Source organism: Kothea flammea, from assembly GCF_052161645.1.
Classification (GTDB): domain Bacteria; phylum Planctomycetota; class Planctomycetia; order Pirellulales; family Pirellulaceae; genus Laterigemmans.
This window is the reverse complement of the sequence record NZ_CP197414.1, coordinates 5,050,217-5,066,634: the sequence shown is the minus strand read 5'-3', so window position 1 is coordinate 5,066,634 and position 16,418 is coordinate 5,050,217. Positions and strand designations below refer to the sequence as shown.

Here is a 16,418-nt window from a genome sequence, read left to right as displayed (position 1 = left end):
TCAATGAGGCAGCTTGGCTGCCCATTTGTCGAGCTGGTTCTGCCATTCCGCCAACACATCGTCACGCTGCATTTGACTCAGCACGTCGCACCCCGCCCGTAGGCACTCGCGAAAGATGATTTCCCGCCGAGCTGCCGGTATCTCATCAATTACCATAGCAAGACCATCTCGCGCGTTGCTGAGGTACGACAGGGCAGACTCCAAATCAGCGTTGGCGAGCGCAATTTGCCCGCCGAGCGACTGTGACAAACAAGTTCGCCAAGCGGATGATACTTCCGTGGCAGAGTTTTCGCTGAGCAACCAATATTCGTCGACAAGTGGTTTTGCCATTTCGTAAGCGCGCACGCGACATAATAATTCAGCCAGATCAATCATTTGTTCCGCTAAGTCTAACGGCTTATCAGCGAACTCGCTGCGAACCCGCGCCAACTCTTGCTTCGCAACGTCCATGACGGTCGACTGGTCGTCAATCTCCGCAGCGGCTTGCAAAAGACTTTGTCGGACAAACTGCAGCGAACGGTTGCCGCGGCTCGCCTGTTCAACGGGAAGCAGGGTTTCCACAGCCAGCTGCGGTTGCTTGTTCTTCCAATAGTTCACCCCCAGGTTACCAGCCATTCGCAGTGTTTGCGGATGTTGGTCTCCCAGCTCTTCACGGCACGCCTCAGTCGCCTCGGCAAACACTTCGATGGCCTGATCGTATTTTTCCCGGCCATACAAACTGACACCAAAGTTCCGCATCATTTGTTGCGTGCTTGGATGAATGGCTCCCATGGACTCTTTCAAGCCTGCGATCGTTGCTCGCCACAACGCGTCAGCTTGGTCATGTTGTTCCGCGTTGCTGTAGGCTGCCGCTAGATTCCCCATCGCTCTGAGCGTAGCCGGGTGTTGGGCACCAAGTACCGTTCGATTTGGTTCAATAATTGATTCGAACACGCTAATTGATTGTTTCGCATCGCCCAGTCGCAAGAGACCAAAGCCAACATTATTGGCCGTGGTCAAGGTGTCGGGATGTTCTTCCCCCAAGAGCTGACGCTGCACCGTGAGGATTTCTTGCCACGCTTGCACCGCCAGTTCAGTTTGGCCTTGTCGTTCGTAGCCAGTTGCTTGCCCGACGCGGGTTCGCAGCGTCACGATGTGATTGGGGCCGAGCGATGCGGTCAAAGTTGCCACGGCTTGCTCCCACAGCTCCGCGGCCTCACCTGCACGATTCAAATCCAGGTAAACTCCCGCCAGATTGTTTGACGTAATCGCCGTGCTGACCGGCGAACCGCTCGCCAGGCTCAACTCCAACGCCTGTTCGTAAATTTCGGCCGCTGCGGAAAAATTTCGCATATCCTCATAGGCGGCCGCCAGGTGCATTTTGCAGGTGATTGTTTGAGGATGTGTCTCCCCCCAAGCTTCGATAGCTAACGGTAGCGTCGCTTGACAGAGTTCATAACTTTCACGTCGCCGGCCAACTCGTTTCAGCAGGTTTACTCGCTCGATTTCTGCGCCCAACGTCGTGCGGTGGCTCGGCCCTAGCTTTTTGCGAAGCGTTGCAAGAACCGTTTCGTTGAGCGTCAACGCTTCTTGATCACGACCTTGGTCTCGATAGCAGTCGGACAAGCTCAGCATCAAACGCAAGGTTTCGATATGTTCGTCGCCCCAGAATTGTCGAGCCGACCGCAATGCCTCCTCAACGCATGCGATCGCCTCTTTGATCTTGCCCGCTCGTCTCAAGGTCGTGCCAAGCGTGCCGCGATGACCAATTGAAAAAGGATTGTCTGGCCCCATGGTCCGCAGCGTGGTCGCGTATGTTTCGCTAGCCAGCTTTATTGCTTCGTCGTACTGCCCCAGTTGTTGTAAGATCTTTGCTTGGCGGCGGCGAACATTGAGATTCAAATAATCGCTCGCGTCGAAGTTTGCCTCTGCGGCAGCCATGACTTTGGTATTGACTTCGATCGCTTGGTCAAATTTCCCTGCGTTATAATAACTCTCAGCGAGAAAGCTTTCGGCTTGCAGCGTTTCCCAAGCGGTTTCACCGAGTGTTGGCTGCATTTCCGCGACCAGCGTTTGGATATTCGAAATAGCCTTCTCGACGGGAATCATGTCAATGCGGGCGACCTCATATTGCTTGCGGGCCAGCAAAGCTTCCTGGCTATGTTTGCCATACATTTGCTCATGCTTGTTGATCAGTTGGCGGAACAGTTCGATGGCCTCGCTCTCCCGGGACGCTGATCGGTAGGTCACAGCTAAACTGTTTTCCGCGGCGAGCGTTGGTTCCGCATTTTCGCCATAAGCCTCTCGTCTCCGTTGTACGGCCAACTCTAGCATGCGGATACTGTCATTAAATTTCGAGGTCGCGCGGAGGCTAATGCCGATCATCCAAGCCAATTCCGCTTCAATGTCGGGTGCTAAATCGTTGCGTGCTTCTAGGCTACGAGCCGCTCGCATCATCAAAGTGCTGAGCGTTGCATCGGTCCCCAAGCTTTCCCATTGGTCGGGCAAAAAACGCATCTGCCCCTCAACGCTGGTCAATGCCAAAATATCTCGATTGACAAATTCCGTGATCGATTCGGCAAACTCACGTTGACGCTGTTCCTCGAGCCGCGCGACTTGTTCCTGGTCAGCAGCTTTTTCAGCGGCGACGCGGGCGACATCTGCCTGCCTGCGTTGCTCTGCTTCGTTGCGCGCTAGTGCGCTGAACGAAAAAGCTGCCCAAGTCGAGGCCAACACCACGCCGCACAGCATCACCAGCAACGCGGCTAAGGAACTCGCCAACGCCGGGTTGCGACGACTCCAACGGTACAGTCGCTCGATGCTGGTGACGGGCCGCGCGAGAATCGGTCGCCCCTCGAGGAAACGCCGCAAATCCTCTTCCATATCCGCAGCTGTGGCATAACGGTCGGCCGGCTGGTGCGCCACCGACTTAGTGATAATCGTTTCCAAATCTCGCGGGATACTGGCATCGAATCTCCTGATTGGAATTAGCTTCCCATCTCGGATCTGTTCCATCATTTCCCACCTGTCGCCGGCCGCAAAGGGCGATTCCAACGACAAGAGTTCATAGAGAGTCATTCCCAGGGCATACGTGTCGGCGGCCGGCGAACTCTCTCCAGTAAATCGCTCAGGTGCCATGTAACGCAGTGTGCCGGGGGCCTCCAAACTTCCGGTCAATCCCAGGTCGCCACTCTTGGCTAACCCAAAATCGGCCAGCCAAGCAACCTGCTCCCGATCGAGGATAATGTTAGCCGGCTTCACGTCACGATGGACAATGCCTCGTTGATGCGCATAGTGCAACGCTGAGGCAATCTGAACTCCGGTCTGAGCCACAAACCGCCAGTGTGCTTCGCCGGCAGCCGGCAACGATCGCCACGTGGCCCGAGCATCTTCCGCCGCCCTCTCCGTAAGGTGTTCCGCGACATGCGCGTTGGGCACCCCCTTGGGATCTTCGTCGGTCGGTATCGCTGCACCTCCCTCCGTTTCACCTGACAGGCGAAAGTCGCCCGCTTTTTCGGCTGCCGTCGTTCCCAGGTCTTGCGTGCTTTGTAGACCAGCCTGCGGCGTAGCCCCCACTTCCGCTTGCTTCTTCCGCGTATCACGCGAAGCCCGCCGCGTTGCCACCTGCCGCGACCGAGAATCGCGAATTTCGTCGCGAATGCGATCCAACCCCCAACCATCAATCAATTGCATCGCGTAAAAGGCAACACCATTGACCTCGCCTGCCTCGAATATCGGCACTATGTTGCTATGGTGTAGAGAGGCCGCCGCCTTTGCTTCAATCTGAAAACGGGCCACCGCCCCCTTCGTCTCCAAGCGTTCCGCGGGCAGTACCTTCACCGCCACCCGGCGATTTAAGCGAGTTTGCACCGCCTCGTAAACAACCCCCATCCCGCCACGCCCCAATTCGCGGACGATGTCGTAGTCGGTGATCTGCAAGGCAATTTCTGGCTTGTTGAACTGCTCCAGCAACTGATAGGCTGACCATACCTCCCGAATCGGATCCGCCCACTCGGCAGGATGTTGGCTAACGACTGCCTCGATATCAATCGGCTCACCCGCCAATTGACGCTCCCGCAGGCCGACCACTAACTCGTCTATCTCAGCGGCATGCTGCGAACCTAACGAATCGGTGATATCGGGTCTTGTGTGATCTTGTGATGACATGGGCGGAGTTCGCAGCGTAACGGAACGAGACTGACTTCACGGCATGATGCCCAAAAACAAATAACCCCGCCCAGTTTAACCTCTCATTTTCATTCGCGATCTCCCCCAGCAGGGTTGCTCGCGAGTCTGTTTAGTGCACGCGTCCGATTCCGCTGTTGCCTTGCCCGCTTCGCATCGTCGCCGCGCTGCTTGCTTCGCTCCAGCGATTCACTCTTTCTGCTTGGAGTGACTCTTGATGAATGCCAATAACGCAGACTGGTAGGTACCGTTCGTAGAAATATTATGACCAGCTTGGTTGAGCGAGACTAATTGCTTAGGCCCCCTGGCTGCGGAAAAGATCGCAACCGCATGTGAGTGCGGAACGATGAGGTCGTTTTTCCCGTGCGCCAGCAGCAAAGGACAGTCGTAATCGCTGAGCGTTTCCTGCGAGTTCAACAGCTCCGCTGACACCAACGACGAGAGAGCGGGATAGTGCAGATCGGCCAACTCCCTGAGCGAAGAAAAAGTGCTCTGCAAAATCAAAGCACGCGGCTCAACATCGACCGCCAGCTTACTCGCAAAAGCTCCACCTAGTGACTCGCCGAGCAGAAACATCTCCGCTTGCGGCACATTTGCAACCTCGCTGAACTTCATGCGAGCAGCCTTTACGTCCTGCAACACTCCATCGATTGACGGACTGCCGCTGCTGCGACCATAACCTCGATAGTCGACGATGAAGGCGGTAATATTCGCTTGCTGTAGTAAACGCAAAAGACCCGAGCGAGTCGAAATATTTCCCGCATTGCCATGCAAAATCAAAACGTAAGCGATGGGCGTTTCGCTCGGGCAGTACCAGCCATGAAGAACGGTTTCATCCTCTGACTTGAAATAGGTATCAACGTAGGTGAGGCCTGGCGGATCCCAGTCTCCATCCGGATACTTCGTCGGAAAGAAAAGAAAACTGTTGAGCCCAGGAGGTGGATTGCCTTTGTATAATTCCGCCAAGGGTGCCAGGAACGCCGCGGAAACAGCAAACAGCAGGAGCATGATTATAAACGATTTTCGCACCGCACATTCCCGTTTTCGCTAGCAACGAACGCCTGAAATCAAGACCCGCCCGACGCGGAACTCGTGCTACTAGAAACCGCAGCCAGGTCGCTGCCTGATAAATCATTTGGCTGCCCCTTACCCCTGCCTTTCCCTACGATCAAGTGTACGGCGAACAGCCAAGCTGTTGTCAGAAGAAAAGTCAATTTCTGCAATGTCCCCCAGATCTCTGAGAAACTGTTTAAATAGTACAGAGAAGCGCTTGCCAGTTTAAATCCAAGGAAAATTATTCCAGCCAAGGCAAGCAGGTTGCGCTGCTTAAAGTGTAGCATGTTGATGATCGAAACAAGTGCTACCACGAAGAAAGATAGCGAGATCGACACCATTAAGTTGTGCATTGGTGTTGCCGTAAGAAACGCGTAGACCATCGCGCCGATACCCGATATTTGAATCATTCCTCGGCTTCTTCGCGTATCCGCAAGTCGTGAGATCAACTCGAAAAGCAGTGACATGCTGAGGCACAATAGCAGCAAGCCTAGGATGGCGAGTCCGCGTCCAGGATTTGTTTCACCATCGACTAACTCGGGCGCACACAACATGGATACTGTCACACGCGTCCAGTGAACATCTCCGGAATATCCGAAAGCTGAAATCGCCAGCAGAGCAAACGCTGCGGTGACACCGATAAGCGGGAGATGGCGTATCATACTCTGCAAATTGCCGTCCTTTGAGTTTAGTAATTCTGGCAGTCATCATTGTTTAAAAAAAACTGCCTAGGTAAAAATCCAAGAGAAAGGTCTATGTTTTTCTGCATCCGATTTTCCCTCAGTGGCTCATGGCTCAAATTGTCGGATCGCTTACAGAGCCATCACCATCCATCTTACTATCGTATACGCCCCAATGACCGTGCACGTCACGAGTGCGACTATAGCGGCAATGCATCCGGCAGGTATCGCCCAGCAGAATGATTTACTCGCGTAATTCGAGATTACTTGTTGCGGAATTAGCAATTCCGGAGCTCCCAGTCTTTCAAGTCGACTGCGAAGAACGCTTGGGTAGTCTCCCAGATTCAGCACTCTCGCGGATTTCGGAAAACGGGAACGAAGCTGTTGCCAGCCGTCATTCCGAAAGCGTGCCAAAAAAAGCTCCATGACCCGACGTTGATCCGCATCGGGTTCATCGACCGACAACAAGTAGAATCGGCCCGCTTCAAGGTCGTCGCCCAGTGCGAGGAGAGAATTCGCATAAGCGTAGTAGATCTCGCGCGAATATCCATACGTTTGCAGACTAGAGGCTAAAATTTCCTTTGCTCGCCACTGTCGCCCGGCCTTAATCTCAGTACTGGCACGTTCGATAGTCGATTCAACGGTCATTGTGGACCGGCTTGGCACTGAGACTAGGTCGTCCACCCGCTGTCCCCCCGATTCCAATCTCAGGGTTCACGGTCTGGATGGAGCTTAGAGAGGGTATACTCGAATTGTCACGGATTTCGAGGTAATACTTTCGGAATTCCGCAACTTTGACCGACTTGCGCATTATTCTGCCTTCAGAGTTGCCCAATAGCCGCTGCTGACTCTGGGAGTTTCGAAAACGCATAAGATGTTCGTAGAAACGGCCCCAAGACTAGCCAAGAAAAAAGCGTAATAGTAGGGATCGCGAGTGTGCAAACGAGGAACGATTCCCAGCGATTCTTGATGACGAACCACATAACAACATCGAACGCCAGCAGAGGCAACATACCAGTGCACCCATAATAAATCATGAATTTATTATATTCGGTCATTCCGATGGCGGGAAGAACGGGGGCCGTCGACAATCACAAAATGCGATCACCAATAACAGGTGTGCCAAGAAAATAGCCAGTGAAAAAAGGCGCGCAGCAGCCGATGTTTTTGACCATTGGGATGCGAATTCACAATTTTTGTCTGAGGGGGGCGTGGGGTGCTTGCATGTCGTTTGATTTCTCAAACGGAGTTCGTGTCTTCATTCAAGTTCTTGACGAACGAGAAGTCCATTATTCTCGTTAGATTCGGAATCAGATCGTGACCACGCACGAGCATCAGGTATGGGAACATCAGCAAACCGCAATGTGAGCATACGGAATCGGCAAAGTCGGGGGAGAGCTCAATAATCGGAATCTTTCCGCAGACTCAATAGCGGCAGGGGCCTCCTTTCCGAAATTCGCGAGGAAATATCTAGTGCAGACTACTTTCCTAGCAGGCAGCTTCAAAACAAACCGTCTTTTGAAACGTGAGACATCAACTCCTCTACGAGCGTCGCGATTTCGGCGTCGATCCTCCTCTTCAGCTTCCAACGCTTGAGCATGCCGGCAGAGTTCAACTCGTCAGCGTATTTAGCTTCGATGGTCCGCCGAGCCTCGGCCTCCACACCGTGTACCAGGCGTTCGTACCCATCCACAACAATGCCGTGCTGATTGGTGGATTGCGGCCCAAGAACCTTGCTCTTTTTCATGATATTTCGCATTTCGAGAGAATGGCTGGCGGCAATACAATTCTATTGGTTTGGCTGCGGAGTTCGGTACTTACGCTTCGATTAAGTTCAGCGTGGCAGCCAAAGGGGCTTGGAAATTCGAGAGGAATATTTTCCTGCCTCTATCTTTCTGGCCAATCTCGAGTGCCTACCAGAGTCCACGTCGTAAGTATACAGAAAATCCAATGTTAACGAATGCGATCAGCAAATAATGATTGCCGAACCCTAGTCCCCAGAGTACCTTGAAAGCGACCGCATGAAACGCGAGCAGCAGGGAAGGAGCCCGCTAAACACGTTGCGTCTGGAGCTCGCGTGGACTCTGGGCGAAGTTTCCAAGCTCGATTTTGAGAGTGCCCTCTGGCCCGGAGAGTCGCACGCTGCCGCCGGTAGGAAATCGTCGCCACTTATGCGACGCTCACGCTGGCAAGTCGGATGTCTAGGAATTTCCCTCTAACCCCATTCCTCCGGTACCGAGCATTACCCATGTTGCAAGCACACTAGCAACCATAACTCCAGCGGCAAAAAGGGGCCAACGAAATCCCTTCCATTTCCGAGTGAACGGCACCATCTGAAATGCGAGATGAACTGGATACGCGAGGCAGTAACCAACCTTCTGCGATCATTGCTGTCGGCAATGCGATGTGAATGCCGTGAGCGATTGGCTCTGTCATTGATACGGTTTCCAATTTCTCTTTGCGAATGACTAAAATCACGCGGTTGCCGCCAATTGACTCTGGGTTGAGGAGCCGTTCGATCGACAACTGGGGTGCGTTTTTGGGTTCCCTTTCATTGGTTACGTGCTGGTCTCAAATCTCAAAACTGGTCAGTAGCCGTTTGGCAAGAAAGCGTGTTGCTCTGTCGAGCTGAATATTCGCGTAGAGTAGACCTTCTTTGCCGTAGGGTTGATGCGTCAGCAACTTTCCATCGGGATCCACAACGGCCGAAGTTGTTGTGGCGCCTTTGATCGCACAATTCACAGAAGCGAAGTAGCAAGTATTCTCTGCTGCTCGGCATAGCATGGCCTTTTCGTGGAATGAATTGCTGGGATCTGCAAACAATTTCGGCACGTAAGTGGCATTCTCGATGATTTCAAAGTGAGGATGAAACACAAGGTGTGCCCCGTTTTGGGCCGCCCATCGCGTTGTTTCGGGATACCGCCAGCCTTCATGGCAGATGACGACACCAAACGTCAATTCACCGCACTGAAAGATGGTCCGCTTGGACCCTGCACGGTATGTGGATTCTTCCGATGGATCGAGTTGCACCTTGTCCTGGAAGCCTCCGAGACTTCCGTCCGGGTTTGTGACGCGGGCTGTTATTCGCAGTCCGTCGTGGTCAAGTCTCTCAGTACCGAGGACAACCCCAATAGAGTGCTCGGCTGCCTGCGCATCGATTTGTGACCATGCGTTGTCGAGCCAACCTTGGTCCGTAATTTGGGGTGTAGTTTCAATGCGATAGCCTGGCACGTAACACTCGGGAAAACATATGATGTTTGCTCCATCAGTTGCCGCATGGCAAATTGCGTCCAGTGCACGGCTGAGCGATTCTTCCTTTGTCGCGGGGGCTCGCAGATTTGCCAGCGCTATTCGAGTGGTTTTCATCGTAGCAGTGTTTCCGTTGTGTTTGGCAGATGACGCCTGACGCTCAGCCCGCCCGGCAATGATTTAGGCCGCCAAGAATTGGTCGAATCGATTTCGCGTGGAGTGCCCATTTCGGCTCTTGATCCATTGGATTGGATCATGACGACCGCGATGACGGGGTCGCCGTCGGCTAACGCCGCTTCTGACGGACAAAGTTTATGGCGATCAGCACGACACCGGCCATAACAGCCAATAAGGTGAACACAGCTCGCCCGACCGCCTCGCCGCGCGCCGCAGCGGAACCGGCCGGCGATGCCTGCAGGCCCATCGCCACATTGGCGAGTACACCAGCTATGATGAGGAGCAGACCCCACTGCCACAAGGCCACGTTCTTCAGTCGCTCGATAGGTGTGTCCTGTTTCTTGCTCATCGTGTGCTCCGTTTGTAAATGGGGTGTTGACCGCTCTGCGAGGCTTCAATTCCCGCGGAACCTCGGGCATAACCGCGAGCAATCTCGATCGAGCCTCGCAAGTGATTGTGAAGCCTCAAGGGATCGAGGAACGTAGTCGAAGGATTGCGCAGTCGTCAACGCTGATGACGATGACGAGGACGAGCACGAGGGCTGATCACCGGAACTTGTTTTGGTCCTTGAAAATAAATCTATACAGGAAGGTATAGATTTAAGAGTGGAGCGCACGAAATCGACTGTTTATTTGGGTTGCGGCTTGCGCCATTTGGGTGTGTCTCTTTGGCGACTGGCTGGGACGAGCCGAGTCGGGACCATAAAGTTTTCCGGGTGGCGGGTTACTTGGACGGCGAGGTCCTGATTGCGGGAGTCCCGTTGTCCCGATGGGGCTGGAACGCAGTGTGCGTTCGGGAAGGGGGTGGTTGGTTGTCCGCGATTGACGGCTGGTCGGTCAGTTTGTTACTCCTCCTGGCACGATGCATGACAAAGACGATCACGAACCGTTTCGATTCTCCGCGGATGCGGGAATCGGTGTAGTCGACCCTGGAGCTGGCCGCTCGGGGGTGGATGCGGTGGTGCGCGAGACCCGGCAGGAGATCGGTCGGATCATTGCTGAGATTTCATCTTTGGCCCATTCGCGGACACCGGAGCAGCGGTTTTGGCCGCGTTTCCTTAGCCTTGTGGGCACGGCGATGGCGGCCGAGGCAGTTGTGCTGTGGGGCCGCCGCGATGGTCATTGGGCCGCTCGTTATCGTTGCGGCAATATGGATCGTCGGTTGCTGGAAGTTTCTGACGGGGCTCAGTGTCATCAGGCGATGATCCACGAGGTCGGCGATTCCGGCGGTGCGGTGATGGTTCCTCCGGGAGCTGATTGGGAGAGTGAAGAGCCGGGTAATCCGACAGCCGAGTTGGCCGCGGTCGTGCCCATTCCGGTCGATTTGGATGGACCGGTGGAAACGATGCTGGAAGTCTTGATACCAGCTGGCAGCGGCCCGGCGGCTCAACGTGGTTATTTGCGATTCATTGCTCAGATGGCGGATTTGGCCGCGGAATATTTGCGGGATTGTCGTTGGCGAGCTGCAGATGCAACCGTGCAATGGGCGATCAAGGCTGACCGCCTGCTGATTGAACTTGGGCGGCTGGGGCCCGGTGGTTCGCGGAAGCGTGCTGAGCTGCTTGGGCGTGCGGCGAGCTTTCAACGTCAGCTGGTCGATGGCGTGCGGAGTTGGAGTGCTGCGGAGCGGGTGACGCTGGTGGAGTTGCAAGGCGGCCATGCGCGGGTGCTTGCCGTGAGCGGCGTAGAGCAGCTGGATCCGCACGCCGCATTGATCAAAGCATTGAGCGAAATTGCTCATCAAGCGAGTCAGCAAGCTGTCGAGCCGGAGAGCAGTGGATTGATACTTGCTAGGAGTGCGGTGGATGTTAACGACCGCGAGACTGGCGAGCATCGAACTGGCGAGACCAAGCATCACGGGCATGACGATTGGAGTGGCTGCGGAGAACGGTCAGATGCCGAGTTAGAAACGGTTGTGCAGGAGGGGCATTTGGTGTTGCGCGGTGTGGCTTTGCTGAACGATGGTTCGCCGCGAACGAGTTGGTGCTTGGTTGTGGAAGACGATCCGGAGCGGAGCGCGGCCGATTATTTGGCGGAGCCGGGTGAGCTGGAGCAGTGGCGATTGATGTGCGGGCAATTGAGTTTATTGCTGGCACGCTGGGAGGGAACGACATCGACTTGGTGGCAATTTGGCGGCAGGTCTGTTGCCGGCCAGCGTAGCATGTTGCGGCGGATGTTGCTGCCGCTCGGTTTCCTGTTGACGCTTTGCATAGCCGCCATGTTGCCAGTACCGCTGGTGGTCACCGCGGATGGGATATTGCAGCCGCGGCAGCAGCAGATTATCTATGCGCCCCGCGACGCTACGGTGCAAACCTTATACGTGGTTCATGGTGATCGGGTCTCGCGGGGCCAGCCGCTGGTGCAGCTGGTGGATTCTGGTTTAGACGAACAAATTCGTCAGCTGGAGGGGCAAATTCGCGTGTTGGATGAGCAGGCGGCCGACTTGGAGACGCAACTGCGAAACTACACGCATGATGAACGTGGGCAAGTTCGCGGTTGGCAAACAGAATTGAAAGTGAATCGCCATCAAGGAAAGATGTTGAGTAGCGAGCTGGAGATTCTGCGGAGCCAGCGTGAGGAATTGTTGTTAGTGAGTGATCGTGAGGGCACGGTGAATGGTTGGAAACTGGCCGATCAATTGGCATCGCGTCCTTTGCGTCGTGGTCAATTGTTGCTGCGGGTTGTGGAGCAGACCGGCGGTTGGCAGATCGACGCGAGGGTTCCGCAAAAACGGTTGGACCACGTGATTAATGCCAACCTGGCAGGGGCTAGCTTGTCGAGTGATGCGCTAGCGAACAAGCCGCTTGCTGCGACCGCCGTGTTGGCTGCTTATCCAGATCAAAAGTTTGCCGCCGAGTTGACTTCGCTGGGCCCGGTGTTGCCGAGTGGCAGTGCGGGCGAGGAGCCGAGCGGGACTGCATTATTTGCCACGGAGGCTGCAGGTCTGCCAGTCTTAGAACCAGGAGCGCCGGTGGTGTTGGCGATCGACTGCGGCCAGAAACCTTTGGGGTATGTGGTCTGCCAAGATCTGATTCGCATGTTGCAAACCGCGGTCCGTTTGTATTGGTAAGAGCGTTGCGGGGTTTCGAGGTTGGGGAATTCGATCAAGGTGAGAATCATGAAGATGTGCCGACGATCAGCCAAGCGTTACGTATGTTCGTTATTGTTGGGGCTCGGGTTGTTATCAGGCCCAGGAGTATTGTTGGGAGTCGTCGGTTGGCCAACGATGCTGGCAGTGGAGCTATCGCTGGCGGAGCAGATTGTGATCGATCGCTGTCAGGTGGACTTTGTGGAAGAGGTTGCGGTACCGGCGGTGGCCTCTGAGCAGCTCAAGCAAGTCTTCGCGAAAGCCAATCAGACGGTGGAGGCGAGTCAGTTGTTGGCTGTGCAGGACGATTCGAGCATTCTGGGAGAGATTCGCGAGGCTGAATTACAGCGGAAGACATTGGAGCAACGTGCCAGCAGTCAACTCGCATTGCAGCAGGCTAAAACTTATCTGGAAAGTGCAAAGTTAAAAGCGGATAGCGATTTCCGTCTGGATCAATCGAGTCCTGGGTTAGTATCTCGCAACGCGGTCCGCGACTCTCAGTTGGCGGTCAAGTTGGCGGAGATTGCCGTGGGGATTGCTGAGGAAGAGCAGGCCAAGGCAGCGATGACGTTGGAATTGCAACGCGCGTCGATTGAGCGTCTGGAGGCTCGCCGGCGTCGATTGCAAATTTCCAGTCCGGTGGGAGGCGTGATCTTGGCGGTATTGAAATCCGCGGGGGAATGGGCTCAGCAGGGTGAGACAATCGCTCGTTTGGCCCGCATGGATCGACTCCGCGTATCGGCGGTGGTCAGCGAGACCCAGTTATCGCCGAGGAATGCGGTGGGGACCGCCGTGACGGTGCGTTGGACGGAGGGGGATCGCCTGCAGACGCTTCGCGGGACGATCACATCGGTGGATCCGCAGATGCATGATGAGGGGCAGATACGAATTCACGCGTCGATTGAAAATCGGCGTCTGGGGGAGGGCTGGTTGTTAGCCCCGGGGCGACGCGTCACGGTGATTGTGCATCCGGCTAGCGTTAACGCTGCGGAAATGTCCCCGGCGACCGCCCGTCGATTGGGTTTTGAAGAAGGAACGCGTCGTTGACCACGGGCAGCGTGCGTTCCGCCGGAGTGCGACTGCGCAGCGATCTTCGCGTCGTGCGGCGTCGGCGTTTACGGACCGATGAGGCGTGGTTGGCTGATCCGGTTTCGGGACGCGTGGTCCGCACGTCATGGTTTAATTTTCTGCGGTTGGCCGATCGCCAGCAGTTGGCTGAGTTGGCCCAAGCGTCGCAGCAGGAAAGTGCGGCGGGGGGCAGCGCGGGTTCCGCAACGCTGGCATTGGAAGAGACGCGTCGCCACGGATTGCTTGCCGAGGATCGTCACGCCCCCAGTTCTTCGCGGGACAGTTCCTCGCGGGATGCTGCTTCCGCGGTCGCCAAGCGTTGGTGGGCGAATCCGCTGTACATCCGACTGCCCGGTTTGCCGGCCGATCGCTTGGCCGTTCAGCTAGCCAGATATACCGGTTTTCTATTTAGTTTGCCGGCGGTGCTGAGCTGGTGTTTATTGATTTTGGTTTCTGGGGGAGCCGCATTAGTTTCTCTGGAGTCGTTGACTCGTGAAGTGGGATTGTTGCCGGCGTTTCAAGCTAGTCACTGGGGGATCGCGATTAGCGTGATTGGATTCACAAAGATCGCCCACGAGTTGAGTCACGCAGCGGTTTGTCGCAGGCTGGGCGCGCCGTGCCGGGAGATTGGGATGTTGTTATTATGCGGCACGCCATGTTTGTATTGTGATGTGAGTGAAAGTTGGCGGGTTCCGGTGGCCGGGCGACGGATGGCAATCATGGCGGCCGGGATTTATTGCGAATGGATTATCGCGGCGCTCGCGTTTTGGGTGTGGTTCTTTTCGGAACCTTCGTTGCTGCATTTGACCGCTTTGCATTTAATGTTCGTCTGTGGGATCAGCACCTTTATCTTTAACGCGAATCCATTGATGCGCTATGATGGTTATTTCGTGTTGGCAGACCTACTCAACCAAACCAATATGCGACAGCGTGCCAAGCGGGCATTTGATCGTCTGTTGATCGCTTCGTGGGCGAAGCCGCGAGCGACGGGATGGTCAGGTGGGCAGTGGTTCGGTGGGAAGTGGCGGGTTGCTGATTGGCTGGGTGCTGATTGGTGGGGCGAGTGCGGTTGGGCCGGATACTTTGTCGCTTCGCGGGTCTATCAGTGGTTTGTGGTTGTCGCTTTGGTTGGTTGGTTTTACATGATTGCCAGCAACATGGGCATGGAACCGGTGGCGCGAGTGGTTGTCTGGTTATTGGCGTTGATGGTGGTGGTGATGCAAGGGATGAAATTGGGAAACATGTTTCGTGGAGGAGGATTTTGGCAGACCGTTCCCGCTTGGCGACGGGGAGTGGTGGCCGCGGCGATCGTGGTGTTGCTGATCGCTGGATTGTTCATTCCGGTGCAGCGGCGGGTGACGATCAGCGGAACGGTTCAATTGGCGGGAGCACAAACTGTCTATGTGCCGGAAACAGCGACGGTCGAGCGAATTTACGTGCAGCCCGGCCAGCAGGTGGAGCGGGGGCAATTATTGGCAAGTCTGCGTGCGCCAAGCTTCGAGTTGGAGCAGTTGCGATCGGAGGCGCGGGCGGGGGAACTAGCGATTCAGTACGCCGCGTTAAGACAACGTTCCGTCGCTGAGCCTGAATTGATTGACAGGCTCGCGCCCTTCGCCGTCGCGGTCGCGGCGGCTGACGAGTTGGTGCAAGAGCGTGCGCAAAGAACCGCCTCGTTACAATTACGGGCTCCCGACGCTGGGATGGTATTTTCGCCCCCCGCCAAACCGCCTGCGGAGTCGTCGCCGATACCGCGGGTGGATCACGATTTCTCACCGCTCGTCGGTGCTACCATCGAAGCTAGCGAACCGTGGTGTCACATCTCCGATCCGCGCGCCAAACAAGTGACGCTTTCGGTCGATGCGAAATTGAGGCGACATTTCGCCAGTGGTCAGGCGGTACGCGTTTCGCTTGATGCGGTTGGCAGAGTCGTGGAGACGACCGTGGGGGCAATCAGTAGTACGTCGGTTGAGCGAGGTTCGGCGTCTGCTGAGGGGGTGTTAAGTCAGCATGTTTCTCCCGACAGCTTTCAGATCACGTGCGGATTGCCAGCAGAGATTGCGGGGGAGACTCCGCTGGGTGGCAAAGTGACCGCGGTTGTGCGGGGCGAGTCGATTCGCCTGTGGGATTATCTTTGGGACACTATCCGTGGTGATGGACTCTAATCGTTTGCCAGTTGGAACGACCTGTTGAATTTTTCTTTTGCTCCACCCACGTGCCCCGCTCCGCATCCCGCTCTGCTTACGGTTGATCAATTGTTAGCCGATTGCGAGCTGCGACAGACTCGCCGGGGAGGTCCTGGAGGTCAGCATCGCAACAAGGTTTCCACGGCGATCGTGTTGCTGCATCGGCCCAGCGGGATCACGGGTGAAGCCGCCGAGCGGAGGAGTCAAGTCGACAATCGTCGCATGGCAATACGTCGGCTGCGCGAAGCATTAGCAGTGGAGCTGCGCACGGCTGAGTTGTCGGAGGGTTGCGTTGAGGGGGATCGGTTGCGAGCTGCTTATCGGGGTAAGCATTTTCGCGTGGCGAGCGATAATTTGGATCGTCCGGCTTTGTTGGCTTTGTTGCTAGATGATCTTTGGAGCGCTGAGGGTGACACGCAACCTGTGGCGGCGAGCTGGCAAACGACGGCCAGTCAGATCGTGCGTTTTCTGAAGACGACCCCCCCCGCGTTCCAGTGGCTAAATCGGCTTCGCGACGAACACGGCCGTGGGACTTTACGATAAGCGCAGAACCGTTAGCGGTTTTGGCGCTAGCCACCGTTTGGTTGCGCGTGATCAGTTCGAGTAAATAAGGGAACCGTGGCTAGCGCCAAAACGGCTAACGGGAACCGTGGCTAGCGGGTACCCTGGTTAACAATTAGTGGATAGTGCTGAGTTGTGTTCTCTTGGGGGGTGGCAAGGTGTGGAAGCGAAGAAGTTTGCAATGTGCTAGGAATGG

The 16,418-nt window shown here is 55.6% G+C and carries 10 protein-coding genes; 4 read left to right on the top strand and 6 right to left on the bottom strand.

The window, feature by feature from the left end; translation table 11 throughout:
* The 6 genes from SH139x_RS18950 to SH139x_RS18925 all read right to left on the bottom strand — a co-directional run bounded on the left by SH139x_RS18950 (position 1) and on the right by SH139x_RS18925 (position 9,672).
* On the bottom strand, positions 1-4,146 hold the full coding sequence (locus SH139x_RS18950) for a tetratricopeptide repeat protein (RefSeq protein ID WP_488351333.1): 4,146 nt from the start codon (positions 4,144-4,146) through the stop codon (positions 1-3).
* 207 nt (positions 4,147-4,353) lie between these two features.
* On the bottom strand, positions 4,354-5,172 hold the full coding sequence (locus SH139x_RS18945; RefSeq protein ID WP_488351332.1) for an alpha/beta hydrolase: 819 nt from the start codon (positions 5,170-5,172) through the stop codon (positions 4,354-4,356).
* 59 nt (positions 5,173-5,231) lie between these two features.
* Positions 5,232-5,879, bottom strand: coding sequence for a hypothetical protein (locus SH139x_RS18940; RefSeq protein WP_488351331.1), 648 nt, complete (start codon positions 5,877-5,879; stop codon positions 5,232-5,234).
* A 1,519-nt stretch (positions 5,880-7,398) separates the two neighbouring features.
* Positions 7,399-7,644 carry a hypothetical protein gene (locus tag SH139x_RS18935; RefSeq protein WP_488351330.1) on the bottom strand — a complete coding sequence of 82 codons (246 nt, stop codon included), beginning with the start codon at positions 7,642-7,644 and terminating at the stop codon, positions 7,399-7,401.
* A gap of 824 nt (positions 7,645-8,468) precedes the next feature.
* Entirely contained in the window at positions 8,469-9,263 is a 795-nt protein-coding gene (locus SH139x_RS18930; RefSeq protein WP_488351329.1) for a carbon-nitrogen hydrolase family protein, read from the bottom strand.
* A 169-nt stretch (positions 9,264-9,432) separates the two neighbouring features.
* Positions 9,433-9,672, bottom strand: coding sequence for a hypothetical protein (locus SH139x_RS18925; RefSeq protein ID WP_488351328.1), 240 nt, complete (start codon positions 9,670-9,672; stop codon positions 9,433-9,435).
* Positions 9,673-10,184: 512 nt separating this feature from the next.
* Between SH139x_RS18925 and SH139x_RS18920 the strand changes: the two genes are divergently transcribed.
* Genes SH139x_RS18920 through SH139x_RS18905 form a run of 4 tightly spaced genes read left to right on the top strand, consistent with a single transcriptional unit; the run spans position 10,185 to position 16,204 of the window.
* Positions 10,185-12,392, top strand: coding sequence for a hypothetical protein (locus SH139x_RS18920; protein WP_488351327.1), 2,208 nt, complete (start codon positions 10,185-10,187; stop codon positions 12,390-12,392).
* Between the two features lie 48 nt (positions 12,393-12,440).
* Positions 12,441-13,457 (top strand): efflux RND transporter periplasmic adaptor subunit, encoded by a 1,017-nt coding sequence (locus SH139x_RS18915; RefSeq protein ID WP_488351326.1) that lies wholly within the window; start codon positions 12,441-12,443, stop codon positions 13,455-13,457.
* On the top strand, positions 13,454-15,640 hold the full coding sequence (locus tag SH139x_RS18910; RefSeq protein ID WP_488351325.1) for a hypothetical protein: 2,187 nt from the start codon (positions 13,454-13,456) through the stop codon (positions 15,638-15,640). The genes SH139x_RS18915 and SH139x_RS18910 overlap by 4 nt, the downstream gene beginning before the upstream one ends.
* Before the next feature lie 24 nt (positions 15,641-15,664).
* A complete protein-coding gene (locus SH139x_RS18905) occupies positions 15,665-16,204 on the top strand; it encodes a peptide chain release factor family protein (protein WP_488351324.1) in 540 nt (179 codons plus the stop codon).
* Positions 16,205-16,418: the final 214 nt, after the last annotated feature.

Excerpts from the sequence above, each read along its gene's own strand:
- SH139x_RS18950 (WP_488351333.1), bottom strand. The coding sequence starts at position 4,146 with ATGTCATCACAAGATCACACAAGACCCGATATCACCGATTCGTTAGGT.
- SH139x_RS18945 (WP_488351332.1), bottom strand. The coding sequence starts at position 5,172 with ATGCTCCTGCTGTTTGCTGTTTCCGCGGCGTTCCTGGCACCCTTGGCG.
- SH139x_RS18940 (WP_488351331.1), bottom strand. The coding sequence starts at position 5,879 with ATGATACGCCATCTCCCGCTTATCGGTGTCACCGCAGCGTTTGCTCTG.
- SH139x_RS18935 (WP_488351330.1), bottom strand. The coding sequence starts at position 7,644 with ATGAAAAAGAGCAAGGTTCTTGGGCCGCAATCCACCAATCAGCACGGC.
- SH139x_RS18930 (WP_488351329.1), bottom strand. The coding sequence starts at position 9,263 with ATGAAAACCACTCGAATAGCGCTGGCAAATCTGCGAGCCCCCGCGACA.
- SH139x_RS18925 (WP_488351328.1), bottom strand. The coding sequence starts at position 9,672 with ATGAGCAAGAAACAGGACACACCTATCGAGCGACTGAAGAACGTGGCC.
- SH139x_RS18920 (WP_488351327.1), top strand. The coding sequence starts at position 10,185 with ATGCATGACAAAGACGATCACGAACCGTTTCGATTCTCCGCGGATGCG.
- SH139x_RS18915 (WP_488351326.1), top strand. The coding sequence starts at position 12,441 with ATGAAGATGTGCCGACGATCAGCCAAGCGTTACGTATGTTCGTTATTG.